The sequence below is a fragment of the Streptomyces sp. NBC_00306 genome (assembly GCF_036169555.1).
GTDB classification, from domain to species: Bacteria; Actinomycetota; Actinomycetes; order Streptomycetales; family Streptomycetaceae; genus Streptomyces; species Streptomyces achmelvichensis.
The window spans coordinates 2,690,542-2,717,146 of sequence record NZ_CP108032.1; the positions used below are offsets into that span (position 1 = coordinate 2,690,542).

Annotated in this window: 18 protein-coding genes; 1 reads left to right on the top strand and 17 read right to left on the bottom strand. The window is 69.9% G+C overall.

Annotated elements, in window-relative coordinates; genetic code table 11:
* Nucleotides 1-314: 314 nt before the first annotated feature.
* The 15 genes from OHA05_RS11920 to OHA05_RS11990 all read right to left on the bottom strand — a co-directional run bounded on the left by OHA05_RS11920 (nt 315) and on the right by OHA05_RS11990 (nt 23,150).
* Nucleotides 315-4,325 (bottom strand): Rne/Rng family ribonuclease, encoded by a 4,011-nt coding sequence (locus tag OHA05_RS11920; protein WP_328860545.1) that lies wholly within the window; start codon nt 4,323-4,325, stop codon nt 315-317.
* A 284-nt stretch (nt 4,326-4,609) separates the two neighbouring features.
* A complete protein-coding gene (locus OHA05_RS11925) occupies nt 4,610-5,365 on the bottom strand; it encodes a TIGR03936 family radical SAM-associated protein (protein ID WP_313946338.1) in 756 nt (251 codons plus the stop codon).
* Between the two features lie 125 nt (nt 5,366-5,490).
* Nucleotides 5,491-7,287 (bottom strand): hypothetical protein, encoded by a 1,797-nt coding sequence (locus tag OHA05_RS11930; protein ID WP_328860546.1) that lies wholly within the window; start codon nt 7,285-7,287, stop codon nt 5,491-5,493.
* A gap of 135 nt (nt 7,288-7,422) precedes the next feature.
* Entirely contained in the window at nt 7,423-7,956 is a 534-nt protein-coding gene (locus OHA05_RS11935; protein ID WP_313946336.1) for a GNAT family N-acetyltransferase, read from the bottom strand.
* A 71-nt stretch (nt 7,957-8,027) separates the two neighbouring features.
* Nucleotides 8,028-9,953 (bottom strand): TIGR03960 family B12-binding radical SAM protein, encoded by a 1,926-nt coding sequence (locus OHA05_RS11940; protein ID WP_313949013.1) that lies wholly within the window; start codon nt 9,951-9,953, stop codon nt 8,028-8,030.
* A 52-nt stretch (nt 9,954-10,005) separates the two neighbouring features.
* Entirely contained in the window at nt 10,006-11,550 is a 1,545-nt protein-coding gene (locus OHA05_RS11945; protein ID WP_328860547.1) for a CYTH and CHAD domain-containing protein, read from the bottom strand.
* Between the two features lie 49 nt (nt 11,551-11,599).
* On the bottom strand, nt 11,600-12,799 hold the full coding sequence (gene rodA / locus OHA05_RS11950; RefSeq protein WP_328860548.1) for a rod shape-determining protein RodA: 1,200 nt from the start codon (nt 12,797-12,799) through the stop codon (nt 11,600-11,602).
* Between the two features lie 3 nt (nt 12,800-12,802).
* A complete protein-coding gene (gene mrdA / locus OHA05_RS11955) occupies nt 12,803-14,968 on the bottom strand; it encodes a penicillin-binding protein 2 (RefSeq protein ID WP_328860549.1) in 2,166 nt (721 codons plus the stop codon).
* A 19-nt stretch (nt 14,969-14,987) separates the two neighbouring features.
* The gene (gene mreD / locus OHA05_RS11960; protein ID WP_313946332.1) at nt 14,988-15,656 is read right to left on the bottom strand and encodes a rod shape-determining protein MreD; all 669 of its coding nucleotides are present in this window, start codon (nt 15,654-15,656) and stop codon (nt 14,988-14,990) included.
* 13 nt (nt 15,657-15,669) lie between these two features.
* The gene (gene mreC / locus OHA05_RS11965) at nt 15,670-16,650 is read right to left on the bottom strand and encodes a rod shape-determining protein MreC (protein WP_313946331.1); all 981 of its coding nucleotides are present in this window, start codon (nt 16,648-16,650) and stop codon (nt 15,670-15,672) included.
* A 166-nt stretch (nt 16,651-16,816) separates the two neighbouring features.
* Entirely contained in the window at nt 16,817-17,836 is a 1,020-nt protein-coding gene (locus OHA05_RS11970) for a rod shape-determining protein (RefSeq protein WP_142218247.1), read from the bottom strand.
* Between the two features lie 254 nt (nt 17,837-18,090).
* Nucleotides 18,091-18,504 (bottom strand): nucleoside-diphosphate kinase, encoded by a 414-nt coding sequence (gene ndk / locus OHA05_RS11975; protein WP_313946330.1) that lies wholly within the window; start codon nt 18,502-18,504, stop codon nt 18,091-18,093.
* 93 nt (nt 18,505-18,597) lie between these two features.
* A complete protein-coding gene (locus tag OHA05_RS11980) occupies nt 18,598-18,942 on the bottom strand; it encodes a DUF4233 domain-containing protein (RefSeq protein WP_313946329.1) in 345 nt (114 codons plus the stop codon).
* A gap of 6 nt (nt 18,943-18,948) precedes the next feature.
* The gene (folC, locus tag OHA05_RS11985; RefSeq protein ID WP_328860550.1) at nt 18,949-20,439 is read right to left on the bottom strand and encodes a bifunctional tetrahydrofolate synthase/dihydrofolate synthase; all 1,491 of its coding nucleotides are present in this window, start codon (nt 20,437-20,439) and stop codon (nt 18,949-18,951) included.
* Between the two features lie 86 nt (nt 20,440-20,525).
* On the bottom strand, nt 20,526-23,150 hold the full coding sequence (locus tag OHA05_RS11990) for a valine--tRNA ligase (RefSeq protein ID WP_328860551.1): 2,625 nt from the start codon (nt 23,148-23,150) through the stop codon (nt 20,526-20,528).
* A 136-nt stretch (nt 23,151-23,286) separates the two neighbouring features.
* Here OHA05_RS11990 and OHA05_RS11995 point away from each other — a divergent pair, with 136 nt between their 5' ends.
* The gene (locus OHA05_RS11995; RefSeq protein WP_328860552.1) at nt 23,287-24,240 is read left to right on the top strand and encodes a hypothetical protein; all 954 of its coding nucleotides are present in this window, start codon (nt 23,287-23,289) and stop codon (nt 24,238-24,240) included.
* A 203-nt stretch (nt 24,241-24,443) separates the two neighbouring features.
* Here the strand turns inward: OHA05_RS11995 and clpX are convergent, their stop codons facing one another.
* A complete protein-coding gene (gene clpX / locus OHA05_RS12000) occupies nt 24,444-25,727 on the bottom strand; it encodes an ATP-dependent Clp protease ATP-binding subunit ClpX (protein WP_313946325.1) in 1,284 nt (427 codons plus the stop codon).
* A gap of 145 nt (nt 25,728-25,872) precedes the next feature.
* A complete protein-coding gene (locus OHA05_RS12005) occupies nt 25,873-26,556 on the bottom strand; it encodes an ATP-dependent Clp protease proteolytic subunit (protein WP_313946324.1) in 684 nt (227 codons plus the stop codon).
* Nucleotides 26,557-26,605 lie beyond the last annotated feature (49 nt).

Genomic DNA, 26,605 nt, shown 5'->3' on the forward strand with positions numbered 1-26,605 from the left:
CCGCAAGAGCTCTTTGTGGCAGAGGTCTGGGGCGGTGCGGACGTCTTGCGAGGCCGCGCACACCCCTCCGGCGCAAAGCCAACGCCCTACCGAGGAACTGGGACCGGTCGTGTCCCGAACCGGGTCGGTCACCTACCGTAGTGTCCGGAACGGGAGTCTCACCCGGCAGCGACCGCCGTCACATTATCAGGGATTTCCTAGTCAATTTCGGGGCTGTTAACGGAGCACTGCATCAATTCGGAGACAAAAACCGTGTCCCACCCCTGAGCCTGTGGGATGGGACACGGCTCGTTCACTGAGGGCTCATCAACTGTTCAGCTCTCGGTGGTCGCCGTCACCGACGGCAGCGACTGCTCGGCCGCGGCGGTCTTCTTCGCACCGGCCTTCTTGGTGGTCGTCTTCTTCGCCGTCGTCTTCTTGGCCGCCGCCTTCTTGGTGGCCGTGGTGGCGGCCTTCTTCGCGGTGGCCTTCTTGGCCGTCTTGCGGACCGCCTTCTTGGCAGGAGCCGACGACTCCGCGTCGTCCGCCGGCGCCTGCGGCTCCGCGCCGTTCTCGGCGGCGACCACGACGACCGCGGCCTCCTCCGCACCGGACGGCGAACCGGCCGGGGCGCTGACCTTGCGGGTCGCCCGGCGGCGTGCCCGCGGCGGAGCCACCGGCGCGGCCTCTTCGGCCGCGGGGGCCTCGGGCTCGGCAACCGGCTCCTGAGCCGGCTCGGCGGGCGCCTTCACCAGCGTCTCCACGACGGTGGGGTCGGTGGTGGGCGGAGGACCGGCGGGCGCGGACGCCTTACGGGTGGCCCGGCGGCGACCACGGCCCGCGGGGGCCGCCTCGTCGACGGGGGCCGCGGCGGCGACCGGCTCCGGCTCGGCCTGGGGCTCCGCCTTCGGCTCCGGCGCCGGCTCGACGACGGTCTCGGCCGCCGCGCTCTGCGCCTCGGCCGACCTCGGGGCACCGCTCGGCGCCGAGGCCCGGCGGGTCGCCCGCCTGCGGCCACGGCCGCGCGAAGCGGCCGCCTCGGCCTCGGCAGCGCTGCTGTAGAGGTCCTCGTCGGGCTGGAAGTCCGGCTCCGGCAGCGCGGCCGGGGCAGCGGTCTCCGCGGCGACCTCCGCCTCGCTCTCGGTCTCGGTCTCGGCGGGTGCCTCGGCCGTGGCGTCGAGCTCGTGCTCGTGGACGTGCTCCGAGCCGCCGCGGCCGCGCTTCTTGGAGCGCTTGCCGCCACCGCCGCCGGCGGCCGTCGGCTGCTCCATGTGCACGATCACACCGCGCCCGTTGCAGTGGACACAGGTCTCGGAGAAGGACTCCAGCAGACCCTGGCCCACCCGCTTACGCGTCATCTGGACCAGGCCCAGCGAGGTGACCTCGGCGACCTGGTGCTTCGTGCGGTCACGGCCCAGGCACTCCAGCAGCCTGCGCATGACCAGGTCACGGTTGGACTCGAGCACCATGTCGATGAAGTCGACGACGACGATGCCGCCCAGGTCGCGCAGCCGCAGCTGACGCACGATCTCCTCGGCCGCCTCCAGGTTGTTCCTGGTGACGGTCTCCTCGAGATTGCCGCCCTGACCGGTGAACTTGCCGGTGTTGACGTCGATCACGACCATGGCCTCGGTCTTGTCGATCACCAGCGAACCACCGGACGGCAGCCAGACCTTGCGGTCCAGCGCCTTCATGAGCTGCTCGTCGATCCGGTACGTCGCGAAGACGTCGACCTCGCTCGTCCACCGCTGAAGGCGGTCGGCCAGGTCGGGGGCCACGTGCTGGACGTAGCCGTGGATCGTCTCCCACGCCTCGTCACCGCTGACGATGACCTTCGAGAAGTCCTCGTTGAAGATGTCGCGGACGACACGGACGGTCATGTCCGGCTCGCCGTACAGCAGCGACGGCGCGTTCGAACTGCCGCCGCTCTTCGACTTCTTCTGGATGTCCTCCCACTGCGCCTGGAGCCGCTCGACGTCACGGCGCAGCTCGTCCTCGCTCGCGCCCTCGGCCGCGGTGCGCACGATGACGCCCGCGTCCTCGGGAACGATCTTCTTGAGGATGGTCTTCAGCCGGGCCCGCTCGGTGTCGGGCAGCTTGCGGCTGATACCGGTCATCGAGCCCTCGGGCACATAGACCAGGTAACGGCCGGGCAGGGACACCTGGCTCGTCAGACGCGCGCCCTTGTGACCGATCGGGTCCTTCGTCACCTGGACGAGCACCGACTGGCCGGACTTGAGCGCGGCCTCGATACGGCGGGGGCCGTTGGCCATGCCCAGCGACTCGAAGTTGACCTCACCGGCGTACAGGACGGCATTGCGGCCCTTGCCGATGTCGACGAACGCGGCCTCCATGGACGGCAGTACGTTCTGCACCTTGCCCAGGTAGACGTTGCCGACGTACGAGGTCGCCTGCTCCTTGTTGACGTAGTGCTCGACGAGCACGTTGTCCTCGAGGACGCCGATCTGGGTGCGCTCGCCGCTCTGGCGGACGACCATGACCCGCTCGACGGCCTCGCGGCGGGCGAGGAACTCGGCCTCGGTGATGATCGGGACGCGGCGGCGGCCCTGCTCGCGGCCCTCACGGCGCCGCTGCTTCTTCGCCTCCAGACGCGTGGAGCCCTTGATGGACTGCACCTCGTCGGAAGGCTCGTCGCTCTTGGCACGGGCCGGACGCGGCTCGCGGACCTTGACGACCGTGCGCTCCGGGTCGTTCGGACCGGACTCGTCCTCGGACGTCGGCTCACCGCTGCGACGACGACGGCGACGGCGACGACGGCTGCTGGAGCTGCCGGCCGAGGGGGCGTCGTTGTCGCCCTCCTCGTCGGAGTCCTCACCGTCACCGGCCTCGGCGTCCTCGGCGGCGGCCTCGTCGGACTGCTCGTCCGACGCCTCGTCGGCGTCCGGGGCCTCACCGCGGCGACGGCGGCGGCCACCACGGCGGCGACGGCGCGAGGGACGGTCGCCGTACTCGTCGGAGTCCTCACCGTCGCCGGCCTCGGCGTCCTGGTCGGACTCCGTCTCGGCGGCGGGCTCGGGCTCCTCGGCGACGGGGGCCTGGGGCTGCTCGGCGGCCTCACCGCGACGGCGACGGCGACGACGGCCCGCGGGCTCCGGGGCGGCCTCGGCGACCGGCTCGGCGGTGGCCGTGTCCTCGTCGGCCGCGGCCGACGCGTCGGTCTCCTCGTCCGGGTCGAGAGCGGCAGCGGCAGCGGCCGTCTCCGGGGTCTGGAACATGGGCTCGGCGAAGACCGGGGCCTGGAAGAGGGCCACGGCGGGCCGGGCGGCGCGGCGGGTGCGCGCGGGCGCCTCGCTCTTCGCGGCCTCCTCGCGCGGCGCGGGCGCCTCCTCGGCGGCCGGCTGGGCGGTGGTCTCGGGCGAGACGGCGCGGCGGCGCGTACGGCCACGGGTCGCGGCCTTCTCGGCTGCCGCGACCTCGTCCTCGCGGGAGGTGATCTGTGCGACGGCGCCCTCGGGCAGGCTCTCGCCGGACTCGACGGCGTCCTCGTCGGTCTCGGCGGCCTGCGCGGCGACGGCCGGCGCGGTGGCCTTGCGGGCGGAGCGACGGCGGCTGCGACCGGCCGGCGCGGCCTCGGGCTCGGCGACCTCGGCCGGGGTGGCCTCGGTCTCGGCGGCCTCGGCCTGCGCCGTGGGGGCACCGGCGGGCGCGGAGGCGCGGCGGCGGGTCCGGCGCGGGGCAGGAGCCTCGGCAGGGGTCTCGGCGGGGGCCTCGGCAGGCGCTTCTTCGGCGACCTGCGCGGCGACGGCGGGCGCATCCTCCACGGCGGCGGCGATCTCGGCGCCCTCCGGCGCACTCACCTGCCGTGTGGCCCGGCGGCGCTTGCGCGGCGCGGGAGCCTCGGCCGGCGTCTCCTCGGCCACCTCGGGGGCGACCGTCTCCGCCACCTCGGCGGCAGCGGCGATCTCAGCGGCCTCGGGCGCACCGGCAGGAGCCGTCGCCTTACGCGTGGCACGACGACGCGCACGCGGCGCCGGAGCCTCGGCCGACGTCTCCTCGGCCACCTCGGGAGCGACCGTCTCCGCCACCTCGGCGGCAGCGGCGATCTCAGCGGCCTCGGGCGCACCGGCAGGAGCCGTCGCCTTACGCGTGGCACGACGACGCGCACGCGGCGCGGGCGTCTCCTCGGCAGCCGCAGGAGCGACGGCCTCGGCCGCCTCCTGCACGGGAGCTGCCACGTCGGCGCTCTCCGCGGAGGCCGTTCCGGCCGGCGGACCGGCGGGGCGCGAAGCTGCGCGGCGCCGACGGCGCGGCGGCAGCTTGTCGCCAGGGGTGTTGTCGTTCTGTTCGTTGTCTCCGGCAACGCCGGATTCAGTCGGCTCGAGCATGCGGGCGGTTCTCCCGTCACGCTCCCGGGCGCCGCGCCTCATTCCGGTCCGGCCGCGGCCCGCGTGATGTGCGCGGTGCCGCCGTCCGGGGCGCGGGCGCCGCACGGGAGCTGTTATGTCTGGCTCGCCGGTTCCGTACGCGATGTACGCACGGCCTGGCGAAAGTCTCCTGGTCCTTGCGCGGCCCGACCCAGGTGGCTCCCGGATGCGAGAGCCGCGCTACAACGACTGCTCCAACGCGGCGGGACCTTCGGGCGCCGTCGCGGGGTGTCCCCCCGGCGAAGCTAGGGGGAGGCTGTTCCGACGGCCGTGGGTGAAGCGGCCGGAACTGCCTCGCGGTCGAGCGCGAGCGGGTCGGTCACCGTGCCGGACTCCTCGTCGAAGAGCCCCTGCGCCAGCCTGGTCACCGCTGCGGGGACCGGCGGCGCCAGGTCGGCCACAGCGTGGAGACCGGACAGGACGTCGTCGGGTCGCACGGCAGGTGTCACGTGCCGAACAACCAGCCGCAGTATCGCACAGGGCTCGACCCCGGGCCTATCAGGCTGTGACGGACCCGCCTGCAGATCCGCCACCGCACCCCGCGCATCGAACGTGCGTACGCCGTTCTTGGTCTTGCGCTGGACTTCGACGGTGCCGGCCGCCAGGAAGGCCTCGACGGCCTTCTCCGCGTCCTCCACCCGCACGCCCTCCAGCCGCAGCTCCCACACGGACGCGGTGAGCCGGTCGGCGAGCCCGGACGTACGGGCCTCGACGGCCTCGGTGATGTCCAGACCCGTCGGCAGCGACTCGTCGAGCAGTTCGCGCAGTGTGTCGGGGTCGCGGTGCTCGCTGAGGGCGATCTCCAGATACTCGGCCTCGCTGCCCGTGCCGGTGGGTGCGGCATTGGCGTACGACACCTTCGGATGCGGGGTGAAGCCCGCCGAGTACGCCATGGGCACCTCGGCGCGCCGCAGCGCCCGCTCGAAAGCGCGCTGGAAGTCACGGTGGCTGGTGAACCGGAGGCGGCCGCGCTTGGTGTAGCGCAGACGAATGCGCTGCACCGCAGGTGCGGGCGGCGGGCCTTCGGGCTGTCGCTTGCCCAGTGGTTCTTCTCCTCGGTGCGGGACGGGCGCGGGGGGCGCGCCGCCCTCGTCGATGCGGGGTGTCCCGTGGGGGCCCGTCCGGCTCACCCCTGCTTGTGCAGGGAGATCTCGGGCTCGGCCGCCGCGCCGGGGACAGTCGTTGTACTACCCAGAGTACGCGCCCGAGGCACGAGCGGTTCCCCAGGTTCCGCATACCCCGGCCCGCCGACCAGTGCACGCCACGCGTCACGCCTCGCCTGCCGGATCGTTTCCCTCGCCGAACGGGCCGCCGCCGCGGCCGCCCGGCCCGCCTCGACCACGGCTCTCTTCGCCGGACGCCAGACGACGTCCCGCACGGCGTGGCCGACGGGAGTGCACACACTCCCGTAGAACCAGCGCACCGGCCGGACCACGAGCCTGACGACGAGCCACCGCACGGCACTGCCGACCGCGCTCGACACATAGCCGGCGACCCGCCAGGCGACGGCGAAGGCCGCACCGATCTCACGGCCGAGCGGCACCAGCACACGCTGGAAGATCCACACGAGCGGTGCGACGACGAGCGTGCCCACCAGCCACACCACGGGCCTGACCAGCAGGGTCAGCACGACCCAGGTGACGGCCGCCCACAGGCCGCGGCCGAGAACGGCCAGTCCGTGCCCGAGGCCGAAAGCCAGCAGGACGATGCCGTGCCCCAGCGGCGTCAGCACCTGCCGGTACAACCACACCGCCGGAACCACCAGCCCGTACGTCACCACCGGCACCACGAGATAGCGCCACAGCCCCACCCACGGCCAGACGAACACCGCCTTGCCCAGCACCACCGCCAGCCACGCCAGACCCTGCCCGACCGGCCTCAGCAGCGAACGGTGGACCCAGCGCGCGGGCGCCACGACAAGACGCCCGACAAGCCAGGCGATGCCACGCCCGAGCGTCCCGAGCGTCCATCCGATGCCGCGCCCCAGGCCGATCAGCACCCAGGCGACACCCCGGCCCACCGGCGTCAGCACCTGCCGGTACAACCACACCGCCGGAACCACCAGCCCGTACGTCACCACCGGCACCACGAGATAGCGCCACAGCCCCACCCACGGCCAGACGAACACCGCCTTGCCCAGCACCACCGCCAGCCACGCCAGACCCTGCCCGACCGGCCTCAGCAGCGAACGGTGGACCCAGCGCGCGGGCGCCACGACAAGACGCCCGACAAGCCAGGCGATGCCACGCCCGAGCGTCCCGAGCGTCCATCCGATGCCGCGCCCCAGGCCGATCAGCACCCAGGCGACACCCCGGCCCACCGGCGTCAGCACCTGCCGGTACAACCACACCGCCGGAACCACCAGCCCGTACGTCACCACCGGCACCACGAGATAGCGCCACAGCCCCACCCACGGCCAGACGAACACCGCCTTGCCCAGCACCACCGCCAGCCACGCCAGACCCTGCCCGACCGGCCTCAGCAGCGAACGGTGGACCCAGCGCGCGGGCGCCACGACAAGACGCCCGACAAGCCAGGCGATGCCACGCCCGAGCGTCCCGAGCGTCCATCCGATGCCGCGCCCCAGGCCGATCAGCACCCAGGCGACACCCCGGCCCACCGGCGTCAGCACCTGCCGGTACAACCACACCGCCGGAACCACCAGCCCGTACGTCACCACCGGCACCACGAAATAGCGCCACAGCCCCACCCACGGCCAGACGAACACCGCCTTGCCCAGCACCACCGCAAGCCGCACCAGAGCGTGCCCGACCGGCGTGAGGACTGCCTCGTACACCCACGCCAGGCCGCGCCCGACCGGCCGCAGCACCGTGCGGTGGAGGGCCCGGCCGCCCAGGGCGAGCAGATCCCAGACCATGCGCACCGGTACGACCACGACGAGGACCACAATCCGCACGGGCACCCGCACGAGGGTGGTCAGACATCCCTCACCCGGCTCGTACCCCGCCGGCGCCTGATGCCCGCCGTACCCCTGACTCCGGCGAACCGGCGTGTGTGCCGGCGGCCGCTTTTCCACGTCCATGTCAGGCAGGACGCATCACAGGTCCGTCCGGATCCAGTACCTGCGTTTTCCGCCCCGCTCGTCCTCCAGAACACCGCCGTTGGCCTCGATCACCTTGCGCGAGGCGGTGTTGGCGAGGTCGCAGGTGAGCAGCACGGAGTCGATCCCGAGCTCATGTGCGTAGGGAAGGGCCTGGCGCAGCATCGCGGTGGCGTGTCCGCTGCGCCGGGCGCACGGCCGCACCGCGTAGCCGATGTGCCCGCCCAACTCGTGCAGGAACGGCGTGAGTCGATGCCGGATCGCCAGCCGCCCGAGGAAGACATCGCCGTCCAGGAACCAGAGGTTGGTATGCGGCACCCAGCCCTCGGGGCGGGGGGTCTCCTCCAACGCCTCGGCCCGCAGGCGCCCGACGTACTCGGCGAAACCGTCCGGCCGGTGCCAGACGCGGCCGAACTCCTCGATCTCGTGCGCCAGCAGGGTGTCGGGGTCGGCCCCCTCGGCGAGGAACTCGTCCATCGCGGCGAGGAAGGAGGTGTGGACGCCGGTGACGGGAGCGGTGAGCTGCGGCATCGCCCCATTGTGCCCAGACGCCGACGGGCCCGGCCACGCGGTTCCCCACGCAACCGGGCCCACCCCGAGAGCTACTTGACGACGGTCAGCGGCAGCAACTTCTTGCCGGTCGGGCCGATCTGGATGGAGGTGTCGAGCTGAGGACACACCCCACAGTCGAAGCACGGCGTCCAGCGGCAGTCCTCGACCTCGGTCTCGTCCAGCGAGTCCTGCCAGTCCTCCCAGAGCCAGTCCTTGTCGAGACCGGAGTCCAGGTGGTCCCAGGGCAGGACCTCCTCGTACGTACGCTCCCGGGTGGTGTACCAGTCGACGTCCACGCCGAATTCGGGGAGCGTCTTGTCCGCGCAGGCCATCCAGCGGTCGTACGAGAAGTGCTCGCGCCAGCCGTCGAAGCGGCCGCCGTCCTCGTAGACGGCGCGGATCACGGAGCCGATACGGCGGTCACCGCGCGAGAGCAGGCCCTCGACGATGCCGGGCTTGCCGTCGTGGTAGCGGAAGCCGATCGAGCGGCCGTACTTCTTGTCGCCGCGGATCTTGTCGCGCAGCTTCTCCAGCCGCGCGTCGGTCTCCTCGGCGCTCAGCTGCGGGGCCCACTGGAAGGGCGTGTGCGGCTTCGGGACGAAGCCGCCGATGGAGACGGTGCAGCGGATGTCGTTCTGGCCGGAGACCTTGCGGCCCTCGGCGATGACCTTCACGGCCATGTCGCCGATCTGCAGGACGTCCTCGTCGGTCTCGGTGGGCAGGCCGCACATGAAGTACAGCTTCACCTGGCGCCAGCCGTTGCCGTAGGCGGTGGAGACCGTACGGATCAGGTCCTCCTCCGAGACCATCTTGTTGATGACCTTGCGCAGGCGCTCGGAGCCGCCCTCGGGGGCGAAGGTGAGGCCGGAGCGGCGGCCGTTGCGGGTCAGTTCGTTGGCCAGGTCGACGTTGAACGCGTCGACGCGGGTGGACGGGAGGGACAGACCGATCTTGTCCTCCTCGTACCGGTCGGCCAGCCCCTTGGCGATGTCGCCGATCTCGCTGTGGTCCGCGGAGGACAGCGAGAGCAGGCCGACCTCTTCGAAGCCGGTCGCCTTCAGGCCCTTGTCGACCATGTCGCCGATGCCGGTGATGCTGCGTTCGCGCACCGGGCGGGTGATCATGCCCGCCTGGCAGAAGCGGCAGCCGCGGGTGCAGCCGCGGAAGATCTCGACGGACATGCGCTCGTGGACGGTCTCGGCGAGCGGGACGAGGGGCTGCTTGGGGTAGGGCCACTCGTCGAGGTCCATGACGGTGTGCTTGGACACGCGCCACGGGACACCGGACTTGTTGGGTACGACGCGGCCGATGCGTCCGTCGGGCAGGTACTCGACGTCGTAGAAGGCCGGGACGTAGACGCTGCCGGTCCTGGCGAGGCGGAAGAGGACCTCCTCGCGGCCGCCGGGGCGTCCTTCCGCCTTCCAGGTGCGGATGATCTCGGTCATGTCGAGGACGGCCTGCTCGCCGTCGCCGATGATCACGCAGTCGACGAAGTCGGCGATCGGCTCGGGGTTGAAGGCCGCGTGGCCGCCGGCGAGCACGATCGGGTCGTCGAGGGTGCGGTCCCGCGACTCCAGCGGAATGCCGGCGAGATCGAGGGCCGTGAGCATGTTGGTGTAACCCAGCTCGGTGGAGAAGCTGAGGCCGAAGACGTCGAAGGCCTTCACCGGGCGGTGCGCGTCGACGGTGAACTGCGGCACCCGGTGTTCGCGCATCAGCTCTTCGAGGTCGGGCCAGACGCTGTAGGTGCGCTCCGCCAGCACGCCGTCACGCTCGTTCAGTACCTCGTAGAGGATCATGACGCCCTGGTTGGGGAGTCCGACCTCGTACGCGTCGGGGTACATGAGCGCCCAGCGGACGTCGCAGGCGTCCCAGTCCTTGACGGTGGAGTTGAGTTCTCCTCCGACGTACTGAATCGGCTTCTGGACGTGCGGGAGAAGCGCTTCCAGGCGTGGGAAGACCGACTCGACAGGCATCGTGGTGTCTCTCATGAGCGGGTTGGGTGACCATCCAGCGTACCCCCGATGCTCACCCGGTCAGCGCAGTCCGAAGATCCTTTTTGGCGGCCTCGGCCCAGACGCCGGGCAGCTCCCGTTCCAGATCGGCCGCCTCGCTCTCCTCGCGGCCGTGGAGGAGTCCCCAGGTGAAGGCGGATTCTCCGGCGGCGTGGGCCTGGATCGCCAGATCGCGCAGGGTGCCGCGGGCGACGACGCTGTCCTGGTGGTCGCCGAGCAGGGTCTGCACGCTCTTCATGGCCTTGGCGAAGCGCTTCGCCGGTTTGCCGAGGGCGGGCCTGGCGGCCTCTCCGGCGTAGCGGGCGCGCTTGGCGGCCTTGCGGGCCTCGTGGAGTGCGATGTCCCGTTCCTCGCCGGGTTCCATGCCGAGGGCGGGCTCGACCCGGCCGGCGAGGCGCTCGAAGTCCTTGGTGATCGCCTTGGGGATGACGTCGGAGGGGTCGCCGGCGGCGCCCTTGCGCAGCGGCGGGTCGGCGAGGAGCGCGTCGAGGGTGTCGAGGAGGTCGAGGTAGCGCGTGCTGTCCAGGGTGGCGATGGCCCTGCGGCGGGAGTCGGAGCCCTGTGAGGCATTCCAGACCTGGAGCCGTGCGCGCACGGGTCCGAGCAGCAGTGTCTGCGGTACGGCGGCGATGCGGGTGTCGAGCCGTGCGGCGAGTACTTCCTGGTCGCGGGCGACGCCGAGTTCCGCGGCCAGCCACTTGAGCTCGTCGCCGACGGGGTCGGTGACGGTGCGGTCGAGGATCTTGCGGTAGGTCTTGAAGGCGCTGCGGAGCCTGCGGGTGGCGACGCGCATCTGGTGGACCGAGTCGGGGAGGTCGCGGCGTACGGCGGGGTCGTAGGCGAGGACGGCCTCGATCTGCTCGCGGACGTAGTCGAGGATGTAGGCGCCCGCGCTGCCGGGTGTGACGACGGGCCCGGCGGGCTTCCCGTGCGTCTGTTCGGCGCTGTCCTCGTCGGGGGCGGTCTCCTCCAGTGCGCGGGCCAGTTTGGAGGGGCTCGCGGCCCGGACGAGTCCGGCCTTGCGGAGCTTCTTGTCGATCGCGTCGAGAAGGGCCGGATCTTTGCCGTCGGCGAGTTCGACCTCGATCTCGTCCCATGCGGCGGTGCGCAGCTCGCCCGGGGCGAGCCGCTGCGCGTGGACGGTGTCCTTGCTGAGTTCGGCCAGGAGGTCGCCGTTCTCGTCGACCAGGTGGAGGACGTCGCGGGCGGTGCGGAGGCGGACGACGGGTACGAGGCCGGCTCCGCGGACGCGGGCCGTGACGAGGTGCGCGATCTCCTCGGGGACCTCGTCGGAGAGCGGCGCCTGGATCTCGTCGCGCACGTCGGGCGCGACGGGGAGCTTGAGGTGCCAGCCCGCGTCCGCGCCCCCGGTCCTGCGGCGCAGGGTGATGGAGGCTGCGGAGAGCCGCAGGTCGGCGGTGTCGTAGTAGACGGCGTCGAGCTCGGTGACGCCCTGTTCGAGCGTTGCGGCGACTGCGCCGACCTTGGTGAGGTCGGGCAGTTTGGTGTCGGGGGCGGCCTCGTACTTTCGCTCGATCTCTCGCTTGGTGTCCACCATGAGTCGAACTTACCCATGATTGGGTTCGCCAGACCCGCGCAGGCAGGCACTACGCAGTTATCGGCCGTTGCACGCGGATGGACTGGAGCAGCCCGACGGCGACCCAGACGGCGAACATCGACGAGCCTCCGTAGGACACGAACGGCAGGGGCAGACCGGCGACCGGCATGATGCCGAGGGTCATGCCGACGTTCTCGAAGGACTGGAAGGCGAACCAGGCGATGATGCCGGCGGCGACGATGGTGCCGTAGAGCTCGGTGGTCTCGCGGGCGATCCGGCAGGCGCGCCAGAGCACCACGCCGAGCAGGAGCAGGATCAGTCCGGCGCCGAGGAAGCCGAGTTCTTCGCCGGCGACGGTGAAGACGAAGTCGGTCTGCTGCTCGGGGACGAACTGGCCGGTGGTCTGGGAGCCCTTGAACAGGCCGGTGCCGCTCAGGCCGCCGGATCCGATGGCGATCCGCGCCTGGTTGGTGTTGTAGCCGACTCCGGCGGGGTCGAGTTCGGGGTTGGCGAACGCCGCGAAGCGGTTGATCTGGTACTCGTCGAGGACGCCGAGGGCCGCGACGGCGACGGCGCCGATGACGCCGGTGCCGATGATCCCGAGGATCCAGCGGTTGGAGGCGCCGGAGGCGAGCAGGACGCCGAGCACGATGACGGCCATCACCATGACCGAGCCGAGGTCGGGCATCAGCATCACGATGGCCATCGGCACGAGCGCGAGGCCGAGGGACTTGGCGACGGTGCGGTGGTCCGGATGGACGAGGTCGCCCGCGTCGACGCGGGCGGCGAGCATCATCGCCATGCCGAGGATGATCGTGATCTTCACGAACTCGGACGGCTGGATGGAGAAGCCGCCGCCGAGCACGATCCAGGCGTGCGCGCCGTTGATGGTCGCGCCGACGGGTGTGAGGACGAGCAGCACGAGGACGACGGAGATCCCGTAGAGCACGGGGACGGCTCCGCGCAGGGTGCGGTGTCCGAGCCAGATCGTGCCGACCATCAGGGCGAGGCCGATGCCGGTGTTGAGGACGTGCCGGAACAGGAAGTAGTAGGGGTCTCCGTGGTTGAGCGCCTCGCGGTTGCGGGTCGCGGACCACACGAGGAGCGATCCGACGAAGGAGAGGGCGATCGCGGAGAACAGCAGGGGCCAGTCGAGTCTGCGCACGACGGAGTCGCGTGCGGACAGACGGGTCCACATACCGCCGCGCTGCGGGCCGTATCCGGAGACGGAGAAGCCATTGCCGGCCATGTCTCAGTCCCTCCGCGCGGGCGGTCCCGCGAGCTGCTGTTCGGCCGGGGCCTCGGGCTTCTTGGGCTGGTACGGCTGGATCTTCGGGGCGTCGATGGAGCCGTCGGGCTGGATCTTCGGCAGTGCGGTCTGCGGGGCGGGCATGAGGGCCTTCTTGAGGTCCTGGGCGCCCTTCTCGTCGAGTCCGTACATGGCTTCGTAGATCTTGCGGACGGCGGGTCCGGACGCTCCGGAACCCGTACCACCCTGGGCGATCGTCATGATGATCGTGTAGTCGTTCGTGTAGGAGACGAACCATGAGGTCGTCTGCTTGCCGTAGACCTCGGCCGTACCCGTCTTGGCGTGCATCGGGATCTTGTCCTGCGGCCAGCCGCCGAATCGCCAGGCGGCGGAGCCGCGGGTGGTGACTCCCGCGAGGGCGGCGTCTATCTGCTTCCTGGTCTTGGTGTTCATCGGCAGCTTGCCGTGCGAGGTGGGCTTGATCTGCTCGACGCTCTTGCCGTCCGCGCTGATGATCGCCTTGCCGATGGTGGGGTTGAAGAGGGTGCCGCCGTTGGCGATGGCCGCGTAGATGGTGGCCATCTGGATCGGGGTGACGAGGGTGTCTCCCTGGCCGATCGAGTAGTTGACGGAGTCACCGGCGCGCATCCGGTTGCCTTCGAGGCAGTTCTCGTACGCGATCTTCTCGACGTAGTCGCCGTTCCTCTTGCCCTGCTTGCACCAGCCGTCCTTGTTCGCCTCCCAGAAGCTCTGCTTCCACTGGCGGTCGGGGACGCGGCCGCTGACCTCGTTGGGGAGGTCGATGCCGGTCTCCTTGCCGAGGCCGAACTGGTGGGCGGTCTTGTAGAACCAGTCGTTGGGCTTCTTCTTGGGCTTGGTGCCGCCGTCCTTCTGCCACTCGCGGTGGGCGAGGCCGTAGTAGACGGTGTCGCAGGAGACCTCGAGGGCGCGGCCGAGGCTGATGCTGCCGTAGCCCTTGGACTCGAAGTTCTTGAAGACCTGGCCGCCGACGGAGTACGAGCTCGGGCAGGGGTAGTTGCCGTTGAACTCGTATCCGGCGTTGACCGCGGCGGTGGAGGAGATCACCTTGAAGATCGAGCCGGGTGCGGCCTGGCCCTGGATGGCGCGGTTGAGCAGCGGGTAGTTCGAGGACTTGCCGGTGAGCCTGGCGTAGTCCTTGCCGGAGATGCCGCCGACCCAGGCGTTGGGGTCGTAGGTGGGCTGGGAGGCCATGGAGATGATCCGGCCGGTCTTGTTCTCCATGACCACGACGGCGCCCGCGTCGGCCTTGTAGTTCTCGTTGGTGTTGCGGTCGTGCTCCTTGCGGGCTTCCTTCATGGCGAAGTTGAGCTCGTACTCGGCGACGGCCTGCACCCGGGCATCGATGGAGGTGACGACGTTGGCGCCGGGCTGGGCGAGGTCCTTGTCGGCCTGGCCGATGACGCGGCCGAGGTTGTCGACCTCGTAGCGGGTGACGCCGGCGTTGCCGCGCAGGGCCTTGTCGTAGGTGCGCTCGAGTCCGGAGCGGCCGACCTGGTCGGAGCGCAGGAAGGGCGAGTCGGTGTCCTTGGCCTTCTCGATCTCCTCGTCGGTGACGGGTGAGAGATAGCCGAGGACCTGCGCGGTGTTGGTCTTGCCGGGCGCGGCGTAGCGGCGTACGGCGGTGGGCTCGGCCGTGATGCCGGGGAAGTCCTCGGCGCGTTCACGGATCTGGAGGGCCTGCTGGGTGGTGGCCTCGTCGGTGACGGGGATCGGCTGGTAGGGCGAGCCGTTCCAGCAGGGCTGCGGGGTCTTGGAGTCGCAGAGCCTGACCTTGTCCATGACGTCCTTCGGCTTCATGCCGAGGACCGCGCCGAGCCGGGTGAGGACGGCCTTGCCGTCGTCCTTCATCTTCATCAGCTCGGTGCGGGACGCGGAGACGACCAGGCGGGTCTCGTTGTCGGCGAGGGGGACGCCGCGGGAGTCGAGGATCGAGCCGCGGACCGCGGGCTGGACGACCTGCTGGACGTGGTTGTTCTTGGCCTCGTCGGTGTACTCCTGGCCGTTGCGGATCTGGATGTACCAGAGGCGTCCGCCGAGTGTGAGGAGGAGGGAGAAGACGAGGACCTGGATGACGACGAGCCGGATCTGGACCCGAGGGGTCCGGCCGGTCTCGGGGATGTTGCTCATGCTGCGTGTGCCCCCTCGTTCACAGTCGCTTGACTCCCTTGATGCGGCCGGCGCGGGCCGCTCTGGTCCTGGCGGCCTTCAGCCGCAGGCCGCCGCGCTGGCTGCCGATCCGCAGGCCGGTGCCGGAGGCGAGCCAGCCGGAGGCGACGTCCCCGGCGTTGCTGGTCTGGCTGTTCTCGAGCGGATCGTTGTCGGCGCGTCTGGCGAGCGCCATGATCAGCGGCACGGTGAACGGCGCGAGCAGCAGGTCGTAGACGGCGGCCGTGAACAGCAGGCTGCCGAGGCCCACATGGCGGGCGGCGGTGTCGCCGACGAGGGCGCCCACCCCGGCGTACAGCAGGGTCGAGCCGACGGCGGCAGCGACGACGACGAGCATCGGTCCGGTGGCGGACCTGAACCGGCCGGTGTCGGGGCGGGCGAGGCCCGCGAGGTAGCCGATCACGCAGAGCACGAGCGCGTAGCGCCCGGCGGCGTGGTCGGCGGGCGGTGCGAGGTCGGCGAGGAGTCCCGCGCCGAAGCCGATGAAGGCTCCCGCCATGTGGCCGTAGACGAGCGCGAGTCCGAGGACGACGAGCAGCATCAGGTCGGGAACGGCACCGGGCAGCTGGAGGCGGGCGAGGATGGAGACCTGGATGACGAGAGCGACCACGACGAGCGTCGTCGAGAGAAGCATCCGGTTGAAACGCATGACGGATCAGCTCCTACTGCTGGTCGTTCTGGTCGTCGGCATTGCCGGAGTCCTCGCCGTTGCCCGCGTTGTCCCCGCTGCCGGCGCTCGGCGTGACGGTCACGGTGACCGTGGGCGTGGGCCGGGGCGCTGCGGGTTTCGGCGGCAGGACGGTGTCGCGCGGGTCGGAGCGAGGGGCTACGACGACCACGCCGACGATGTCGAGCTTGCTGAAGCCGACGTAGGGCCGGACGAAGATGTTGCGGGTCAGGTCGCCGCCGGTGGGGTCGACGCGGACCACCTCACCGACGGGGACGCCCGGCACGAACGGCTTGTCGGCCTGGGAGCCGAAGGTGACCAGCCGGTCGCCCTTCTTCACCTTGGACTTGCCGTTGAGCAGCTGGACGGAGAGCGGACGGTCGCCCTGACCGGTGGCGAAGCCGAGCTCGTCGGTCTTCTCCATCCGGGTGCCGACGGTGAAGTCCGGGTCGTTGGCCAGCAGTACGGTCGCCGTGCCGGGGCCGACGGTGGTGACGCGGCCGACGAGTCCGTCGCCGTTCAGCACGGTCATGTCGCGTTTGATGCCGTCGTCGGAACCGACGTCGATGGTGACGGTCCACGAGAAGCCCTGGGCGGCTCCTATGGCGATGACCTCCGCGCCCTTGATGCCGTACTGCCCGGCGCCCGCGGTCTTGAGCATCTTGTCGAGCTCGCGCGCGCGGCTGCGGTTGCGGTCGTCGCTTCCGAGTCTGGCCTTGAGCGCGGCGTTCTCGCGCTCCAGCACGGCGATGCGGTCGTGTCGCTCCCCGGAGTCCCGTACGGCTCCGATGGCGTTGCCGATCGGGTCGACCGCTGCGGCCACGCCGTTCTCGACGGGCCCGAAGGCCGAGGCGGCGGCCTGCCGGGCGCCGTCGACGGGTGAGTCCTCGCCCCCGCGGATGTCCACCGTGATCAAAGCGAACGCGATGGCGATCAGCAGCACCAGGAGCAGCCGGCTCTCTCGTGTGTCCCTCACGTGCGGCGGCCGTGCCTTCCTCGTAGGAATGTTGATGTCTGTATATCAACGATCTGCTGTACGGGTTGGCAGGCACCCGAACAGGGGATCCCCCGGGCCCGTGGGCCCAGGGGGCAGATCGTCCCTCCCGGGGCCCGACACCCCGGGGCCCCGCCCCCGAACAGACCTAGCGGCGGGGCTGTGCGTCCAGCACCTGCTGGAGCGCCTCGAACTCCTCGACGCACTTGCCGGATCCGAGAGCCACCGAATCCAGCGGGTCCTCGGCGATGTGGATCGGCATACCGGTCTCGCGGCGCAGCCGTTCGTCCAGGCCGCGCAGCAGTGCGCCACCGCCGGTGAGGACGATGCCGCGGTCCATGACGTCACCGGACAGCTCCGGCGGGCACTTGTCGAGCGTGGTCTTGACGGCGTCCACGATCGCGTTGACCGGTTCCTCGATCGCCTTGCGGACTTCGGCGGCCGAAATGACGACGGTCTTGGGCAGACCGGACACGAGGTCACGACCGCGGATCTCGGTGTGCTCGTCCTTGTCCATGTCGTACGCGGAACCAATGGTGATCTTGATGTTCTCGGCGGTCCGTTCGCCGAGCAGGAGTGAGTACTCCTTCTTGATGTGCTGAATGATCGCGTTGTCCAGCTCGTCGCCGGCGACGCGAATGGACTGTGCTGTGACGATTCCGCCGAGCGAGATCACGGCGACTTCGGTGGTGCCGCCGCCGATGTCGACGACCATATTGCCGGTGGCTTCATGAACCGGGAGTCCGGAGCCGATGGCCGCGGCCATGGGCTCCTCGATGATGTGCACCTGACGGGCGCCCGCCTGCGTCGATGCCTCGATGACCGCGCGGCGCTCGACTCCCGTGATGCCGGAGGGCACACAGACGACGACACGCGGCCGGGCGAGGTACCGGCGCTTGTGGATCTTCAGGATGAAGTAGCGGAGCATTCGCTCGGTGATCTCGAAGTCGGCGATGACGCCGTCCTTCAACGGCCGGACGGCAACGATGTTGCCCGGTGTCCGGCCGATCATCTTCTTCGCCTCGGCGCCGACCGCGAGAATGCCGCCCGTGTTGGTGTTGATGGCGACGACGGACGGCTCGTTGAGGACGATCCCCCGGCCCCTGACGTACACCAGCGTGTTGGCGGTCCCGAGGTCGACAGCCATGTCACGGCCGATGAACGACATGTTGTTCCCCATGAGGATGCGTCTGGCCTTCCCAAATCGAGCGTTGATGGCTTTTTAGGACGGCGAGGTGGGTGCTGTGGCGTGGAGGCTTCCATCGTAGTGCCGCCTGCACGGACACGGCGCGGTGGTCCACCTCTCTATAGGTGACGAGGTGTCGCAGCGATGCGTTCCCGAATTGCGCGCGCATATACCGAAGGGCGACCGAAATTCCTTCGGTCGCCCCAGGTCATGAGCGCTGTTCGGCTGACGCCCGGTCAGGAAAGGCCCGGGAAAAAAATCTTCAGTTCCCGAATGGCGGACTCCTCCGAGTCCGAGGCGTGGATCAGGTTCTCCCGGACGATCGTGCCGAAGTCGCCACGGATGGAGCCCGGAGCCGCGGCAATCGGGTCGGTCGGACCGGCGAGCGCGCGCATGCCCTCGATGACCCGCTCGCCGTCGACGACCAGCGCGACGACCGGACCGGAGGCCATGAACTCGACCAGCGGCTCGTAGAAGGGCTTGCCCTTGTGCTCGCCGTAGTGCTGCTCCAGGATCTCCGCCTCGAGCGTGCGCAGCTCCAGCGCGCTGATGGTCCAGCCGGCCTTGGCCTCGATACGGCCGATGATCTCGCCGATCAGACCGCGGCGTACGGCGTCGGGCTTGAGCAGGACGAGCGTGCGCTGGCTCACGGATCGAGCTCCTTCAGTGCAGGTAAGGGTGCGAGTGTTCAGAGGCTACAGGGCCGAACGGGGCCGAGATCACTCAGCGTCAGGCCCGGGGGTTCACTCCGGGACCGGGTCCTGGGCCGCCCATCTCGCCTTCGCCTCGTCGATCTTGCGGCCGTAGTGCACGGAGGCCCACCACAGGCCCGCGAACACCGCTCCCAGGAAGAACATCGTGGGCACCACGAACCCGCTCGCGATCAGCGCGATCTGCAGAGCCCAGCCGAGCTGGACCCCGCCGGGGCGGGTGATCATCCCGCACAGCAGCACCGACAGCACCATCCCGACGCCGCACACCGTCCAGACGGTGGCGGTCGACAGGCCGTCCGACTTCATGGCGACGAGGCCGGCGAAACCGATGACGAAGAATTCACCGATGAGAGTGGAAGCGCAGAGCGTTCGCATCAGCGGTCAGCCCCTCTTCAGCAGCAGCCGGGCTTCGCCGACCGTGATCACCGAGCCGGTCACCAGCACACCAGCGCCCGCGTATTCGGCTTCTTCCTCGGCGAGCGTGATCGCCGCCTCCAGTGCCTCGTCGAGCCGTGGCTCGACGACCACCCGGTCGTCGCCGAAGATCTCGACGGCGACCCCCGCCAGGGTGTCGACATCCATCGCCCGATGACTGGAGTTCTGGGTGATGACGACCTCGGCGAAGATCGGCTCGAACGCCTCCAGCAGTCCGCGCACATCCTTCTCGCCGCTCGCGCCCACGACACCGATGAGCCGGGAGAACCCGAAGGCCTCGGTGACCGCTTCGGCGCTCGCCCGCGCTCCCGCCGGGTTGTGCGCCGCGTCCAGGACGACGGTCGGGCTGCGGCGCACGACCTCCAGCCTGCCGGGCGAGGTCACGGCGGCGAACGCCTTGCGGACGGTGTCCGCGTCCAGCGCACCCGTCTGCTCGGCGCCGACACCGAAGAAAGCCTCGACCGCGGCCAGCGCCACCGCCGCGTTGCGCGCCTGGTGTGCCCCGTACAGCGGAAGGAAGATCTCGTCGTACTCGCCGCCGAGGCCGCGCAGCGTCAGCTGCTGACCGCCGACCGCGACCTCCCGGGACACCAGACCGAACTCCATGCCCTCGCGGGCCACCGTGGCATCGACCTCCACGGCCTTCTTCAGCATCACCTGCGCGGCGTCCACGGGCTGCTGCGCCAGGATGACGGTCGCGCCCTCCTTGATGACACCGGCCTTCTCGGCCGCGATCTCACCGGGGGTGGAGCCGAGCCGGTCGGTGTGGTCCAGGTCGATCGGGGTGATCACGGCGACCGAGGCGTCGATCACGTTCGTCGCGTCCCAGCTGCCGCCCATACCGACCTCGACGACCGCCACGTCCACGGGCGCGTCGGCGAAGGCGGCGTACGCCATACCGGTGAGCACCTCGAAGAAGGAGAGCCGGAACTCCTGCGACTGGTCGACCATCTCGACGTACGGCTTGATGTCCTCGTACGTCTCGATGAAGCGCTCGGCCTCGATCGGGGCGCCGTCGAGGCTGATCCGCTCGGTGATCGACTGCACATGCGGCGAGGTGTACCGGCCGGTGCGCAGCTCGAAGGCGGAGAGCAGGGCCTCGATCATGCGGGCGGTGGAGGTCTTGCCGTTCGTTCCGGTGATGTGGATCGAGGGATACGCCCGCTGGGGCTCCCCCAGCACATCCATCAGGGCGGCGATCCGGGCGACGGACGGCTCCAGCTTGGTCTCGCCCCAGCGGCCGGCCAGCTCCTGCTCCACGGCGCGGAGTGCCTTGTCCACCTCCGGGTCCGCGGGCCGGGCAGGTGCGGCGTCACCCTGGGGTACGCCGGCCTGCGCGCGCAGGGTACGGCTGCCGGCCTCGATCACCGCCAGGTCGGGATCACGGTCGGTCTCGGCGTCGACGATCTCGTCGAAAGGGTCGGGCTGCTCACTCACAGGGCCAGTCTACGGAGCCCTCGCCCCGACACGGAGCTCCGCCCCGGACCCCCGTGTTCTCGGGGTCCGGGGCGGAGCGGTGTACATCAGGCCGGCGGCAGGCGGTCCAGCTGCGCGCTGATCCGCTCGATGTCCTCCTCGGCCTTGGCGAGCCGGGTACGGATCTTGTCGACCACGTTGTCCGGGGCCTTGGCCAGGAACGCCTCGTTGCCGAGCTTGCCGTGCGCCTGGGCCTTCTCCTTCTCGGCCGCCGCGAGGTCCTTCGCGAGCCGCTTGCGCTCGGCGGCGACGTCGATGGTGCCGGACAGGTCGAGGGCGACCGTGGCTCCGGCGACCGGCAGGGTCGCGGTCGCGCTGAAGGCCTCGCCCTCCGGCTGGAGCCGCAGCAGCTGCCGGATCGCGGCCTCGTGCGGCGCGAGAGCGGTGCCGTCGAGGGTGAGCCGGGCGGGGACCTTCTGACCGGGCTGGAGGCCCTGGTCGGAACGGAAGCGGCGGACTTCGGTGACGACGCGCTGGAGGTTCTCGATCTCCCGCTCGGCGGCGTCGTCGCGGAAGCCGCTGTCGGCCGGCCACTCGGCGATGACGATCGACTCCCGGCCGGTCAGCGTGGTCCAGAGCGTCTCGGTGACGAACGGAACCACGGGGTGCAGCAGCCGCAGCATGACGTCGAGGACCTCACCGAGGACCCGGCCGGATGCCTTGGCCGCCTCGCCACCGCCGAAGAAGACGGTCTTGGACAGCTCGACGTACCAGTCGAAGACCTCGTCCCACGCGAAGTGGTAGAGCGAGTCCGACAGCTTCGAGAACTGGTAGTCCTCGTAGTACGCGTCGACCTCGGCCACCGTCTTGTTGAGCCGCGACAGGATCCACCGGTCGGTCGCCGACAGCTGCTCGACCGGCGGCAGTTCGCCCTCGATCGTCGCACCGTTCATCAGCGCGAAACGGGTGGCGTTCCAGATCTTGTTGGCGAAGTTCCGGGACGCCTGGACCCAGTCCTCGCCGATCGGGACGTCGACCCCCGGATTGGCGCCGCGGGCCAGGGTGAAGCGGACGGCGTCGGAGCCGTAACTGTCCATCCAGTCCAGCGGGTTGACCGCGTTCCCGAACGACTTCGACATCTTCTTGCCGAACTGGTCGCGGACCATGCCGTGCAGGGCGATGGTGTGGAACGGAGGTGTGCCGTCCATCGCGTACAGCCCGAACATCATCATCCGGGCGACCCAGAAGAAGAGGATGTCGTAGCCCGTGACCAGGACGGAGTTCGGGTAGAACTTCGCCAGGCTGTCGGTCTGTTCGGGCCAGCCGAGCGTCGAGAAGGGCCACAGACCCGAGGAGAACCAGGTGTCCAGGACATCGGTGTCCTGCGTCCAGCCGTCGCCGCTCGGGGGCTGCTCGTCGGGTCCGACGCAGACGACCTCACCGTTCGGGCCGTACCAGACCGGGATGCGGTGGCCCCACCACAACTGGCGTGAGATGCACCAGTCGTGGAGGTTGTCGACCCAGTCGAAGTAGCGCTTCTCCATCTCCTGCGGGTGGATCTTGACGCGGCCGTCACGGACCGCGTCACCGGCGGCCTTGGCGAGCGGGCCGACCTTGACCCACCACTGCATCGACAGACGCGGCTCGATGGTGGTCTTGCAGCGGGAGCAGTGCCCGACGGAGTGGGTGTAGGGACGCTTCTCGGCGACGATCCGGCCGTCCGCGCGCAGTGCGGCGACGATGGCGCTGCGGGCCTCCAGCCGGTCCAGGCCCTGGAAGGGGCCGTGCGCGGTGATGATGGCGTGCTCGTCCATGACGGCGAGGTTCGGCAGCCCGTGGCGCTGGCCGATCTCGAAGTCGTTCGGGTCGTGGGCGGGCGTCACCTTGACGGCGCCGGTGCCGAACTCGGGATCGACGTGCTCGTCGGCGACGACCGGGATGCGGCGACCGGTGAGGGGCAGCACGATCTCGGTGCCGACGAGGTGCTTGTAGCGCTCGTCGTCGGGGTGAACGGCGACACCGGTGTCACCGAGCATCGTCTCGGCGCGGGTGGTGGCGACGACGATCGACGCCTCGCCCTCGCCGTAGCGGATGGAGACGAGCTCTCCCTCGTCGTCCTGGTACTCCACCTCGATGTCCGAGATGGCGGTGAGACAGCGCGGGCACCAGTTGATGATGCGCTCGGCGCGGTAGATCAGCTCGTCGTCGTACAGCCGCTTGAAGATGGTCTGGACGGCCTGGGACAGGCCCTCGTCCATGGTGAAGCGCTCGCGCGACCACGCGACACCGTCTCCGAGGCGCCGCATCTGCCCAGAGATCTGGCCACCGGACTCCGCCTTCCACTGCCAGACACGCTCGACGAACTCCTCGCGGCCCAGGTCGTGACGGGACTTGCCCTCCTTGGCGAGTTCGCGCTCGACGACGTTCTGGGTCGCGATGCCGGCGTGGTCCATGCCGGGCTGCCACAGCGTCTCGAACCCCTGCATCCGCTTACGGCGGGTGAGGGCGTCGATCAGGGTGTGCTCGAAGGCATGGCCCAGGTGCAGGCTTCCGGTGACGTTCGGCGGCGGGATGACAACGGTGAACGGCGGCTTGTCGCTCTTCGCGTCGGCCTCGAAGTAACCGCGCTCCACCCAGCGCTCGTACAGCTTCCCCTCTACCTCGGCCGGCGCGTACTGGGTCGGCAGTTCGGTGATGGGCGCTGGGTTCTGCTGCTGAGAGTTCTCGGTCACGCGCCCAGTTTAGAGGTGTCACAGGGCCGTACTGAAACGGGAATCTTCGGTAACGGTGTGGGCCCCGCTGCCCCGCGATGCGGGCGCTTGGGCCAGGATGTTCGGAACACATAAGTTTCTGGAGGGGAACCCAGTAATGAGCTACAACCAGCCGGGCCCGTACGGCGGCCAGCCTCAGCAGCCCGGACCGTATGGTCAGCCGGGTCCCTACGGCCAGCAGCCGCCGCAGGCCCCGCAGCCCGGCTACGGGTATCCGCAGCAGCAGCCGCAGCCCGGATACGGCTACCCGCAGCAGACCCCGCCGCAGGGCGTCCCCCAGCAGCAGGGCCAGTGGGGCCAGCCGCAGCAGCCGGGCCCGTACGGCCAGCAGCCCTACGGCGGCGGCCAGGTCCCGCCCCCGCCGGGCGCCCCGAAGAAGAAGACGGGCCTGATCGTGGCGGCGTCGGTGGTGGCGCTCGCGGTGATCGCCGGTGGCGCGTACTTCTTCCTGGGCGACGGTGGCAGCAGCGACGTCGCGGACGACGGCCCGCACAAGCTGACGACGCCGGCCACGGTCCTGGGCGAGTACAAGAAGTCCGACAGCGGCAGCGGCCCGGGCGAAGACGACTTCCTCAAGGACGCGGAGAAGAACGGCGTCAAGAACGCCAAGCAGGTCGAAGCCAGCTACCAGGTCAAGGACCCCAACAACCCGCTGGCTGGAAAGCTGTTGCAGTTCGGCGGCGTCTACGGCGAGATCGACGACCCGGAGAAGGTCGTCGACGGTGTGTTCGCCAGCATCGAGGCAGAGTCCAAGAAGGAGAAGGACTCCCAGGCCGAGCTGGTCGGCGAGCCGAAGGCATACACCCCTGCGGAGGCCGACGGCGCTGTGCTGAAGTGCCAGGCCATCAAGTCGGCGCCCAAGGACTCCGACGCTCCCGCCGCCGGGCCCAAGGAGTTCACGATGAACGTGTGTGTCTGGGGCGACCACAGCACCCTCGGCTTTGCGATGCCGATGAACATGGCCGACCTGATGGCGGGCAAGAGCTCATCGCCGGAGGATGCGGCAAGCATCACCGCGAAGCTCCGCAAGGAAGTGCGCGTCAAGCTGTAAGTGGGCACCCGGTTCCGGGGCCCTCCCGTGGGCAGGGAACCGGCGCCACACGATGGTGGGCCCGGCCAGTTGTGGCCGGGCCCACATGCGATACGAGCGTGGCGCGCAACCCCCGAGCCGGACCCGCGCGCAGCAACGCAAAGGGGCGCCCGGCCAGTTCGCCGGCCGGGCGCCCCTTTCGTATGCGTACAAGCAAGCAGGCGTTACGCCGACTTCTCGTGGCGCCCCTCGTTCTTCACGACCCGCGGCACCAGCGTCGGGTTCACGTTGTTGTGGACCACGTCCTCCGTGATGACGACCCGGGCCACGTCCTTGCGGGACGGGACCTCGTACATCACCGACATCAGGACCTCTTCCATGATGGCCCGCAGGCCACGCGCGCCCGTGCCGCGCAGGATCGCCTGGTCCGCGATCGCCTCCAGCGCCGGGCGGTCGAAGTCCAGCTCCACGCCGTCGAGTTCGAACAGCCGCTGGTACTGCTTCACCAGCGCGTTCCGCGGCTCGACCAGGATCTGGAGCAGTGCCTCGCGGTCCAGGTTGTGCACCGAGGTCAGTACGGGGAGGCGGCCGATGAACTCCGGGATCATCCCGAACTTCACCAGGTCCTCCGGCATGACCTCCTGGAACTGGTCGCTCGCCTCGATCTCGCGCTTCGAGCGGATCGTCGCGCCGAAGCCGATGCCCTTCGCTCCCGCCCGCGACTCGATAATCTTCTCCAGGCCGGCGAACGCGCCGCCCACGATGAAGAGCACGTTCGTCGTGTCGATCTGGATGAACTCCTGGTGCGGGTGCTTGCGGCCGCCCTGGGGCGGGACCGAGGCCGTCGTGCCCTCCAGGATCTTCAGCAGCGCCTGCTGGACGCCCTCACCGGACACGTCCCGCGTGATCGACGGGTTTTCGCTCTTACGGGCGACCTTGTCGATCTCGTCGATGTAGATGATCCCGGTCTCGGCCTTCTTGACGTCGTAGTCGGCCGCCTGGATCAGCTTGAGCAGGATGTTCTCGACGTCCTCGCCGACGTATCCCGCCTCCGTCAGCGCCGTCGCGTCGGCGATGGCGAACGGGACGTTCAGCATGCGGGCGAGCGTCTGGGCCAGCAGCGTCTTGCCGGAGCCCGTGGGGCCCAGCAGGAGGATGTTGGACTTCGCGAGCTCGATCGCGTCGTCCCGGCCCGCGCCTCCGCCGTTCTCGCCGGCCTGGACGCGCTTGTAGTGGTTGTACACGGCCACCGAGAGGGCCTTCTTCGCGGGCTCCTGCCCGACGACGTACCCCTCGAGGAACTCGTAGATCTCACGAGGCTTGGGAAGTTCTTCCCAGCGGACCTCGCTCGTCTCGGCGAGCTCCTCCTCGATGATCTCGTTGCAGAGGTCGATGCACTCGTCGCAGATGTACACACCGGGCCCTGCGATGAGCTTCTTCACCTGCTTCTGGCTCTTTCCGCAGAACGAGCACTTGAGCAGGTCGCCGCCATCACCGATGCGTGCCACGAGGTGCTTCCCCTTCGCCTGGGAGCAGCTTGGTTCAGCCGGCTCCTGGTGCCTCATATCCGACGGTACCTTGCCGGGCCCCTCGTTCGGGCCCCCCTTGGCGCGGTTCACATTGTCGTGCACCGCGCCAAAGGCTCCGCACCGGTCAGGCGGCCGCTGCGGCCGTGCTCTTGCGGGTGGAGACGATCTGGTCGACAAGACCGTACGCCAGGGCGTCCTCGGCGGTCAGGATCTTGTCGCGCTCGATGTCGTCGCGGACCTTCTCGATGGGCGTGGTGGAGTGCTTGGCCAGCATCTCCTCCAGCTGCACACGCATGCGCAGGATCTCGTTGGCCGCGATCTCCAGGTCGGAGAGCTGCTCCCGGCCGGTCTGCGAGGACGGCTGGTGGATCAGCACACGGGCGTGCGGCAGGGCCATCCGCTTGCCGGGGGTGCCGGCGGCGAGCAGCACGGCCGCGGCGGAGGCCGCCTGGCCCATGCACACGGTCTGGATGTCCGGCTTCACGAACTGCATCGTGTCGTAGATGGCCGTGAGGGCCGTGAACGAGCCGCCGGGGCTGTTGATGTAGATCGAGATGTCGCGGTCCGGGTCCATGGACTCCAGGCACAGCAGCTGCGCCATGACGTCATTGGCCGATGCGTCGTCGATCTGGACGCCGAGGAAGATCACGCGCTCCTCGAACAGCTTCGCGTACGGGTCGTACTCACGCACACCCTGCGACGTGCGCTCGACGAAGCGCGGGACGACGTAGCGGTTGTCCACCTGCGGGCCGGTGTAGAGGCCGCTGGCGGAGGCGCCGGGGTAGTTGCTCATATGGGTGTTCACCATCCTGGTGGCGTACTGCGGGCTTGGGTGGCTGGGGGCGGGTCGTCCGGCT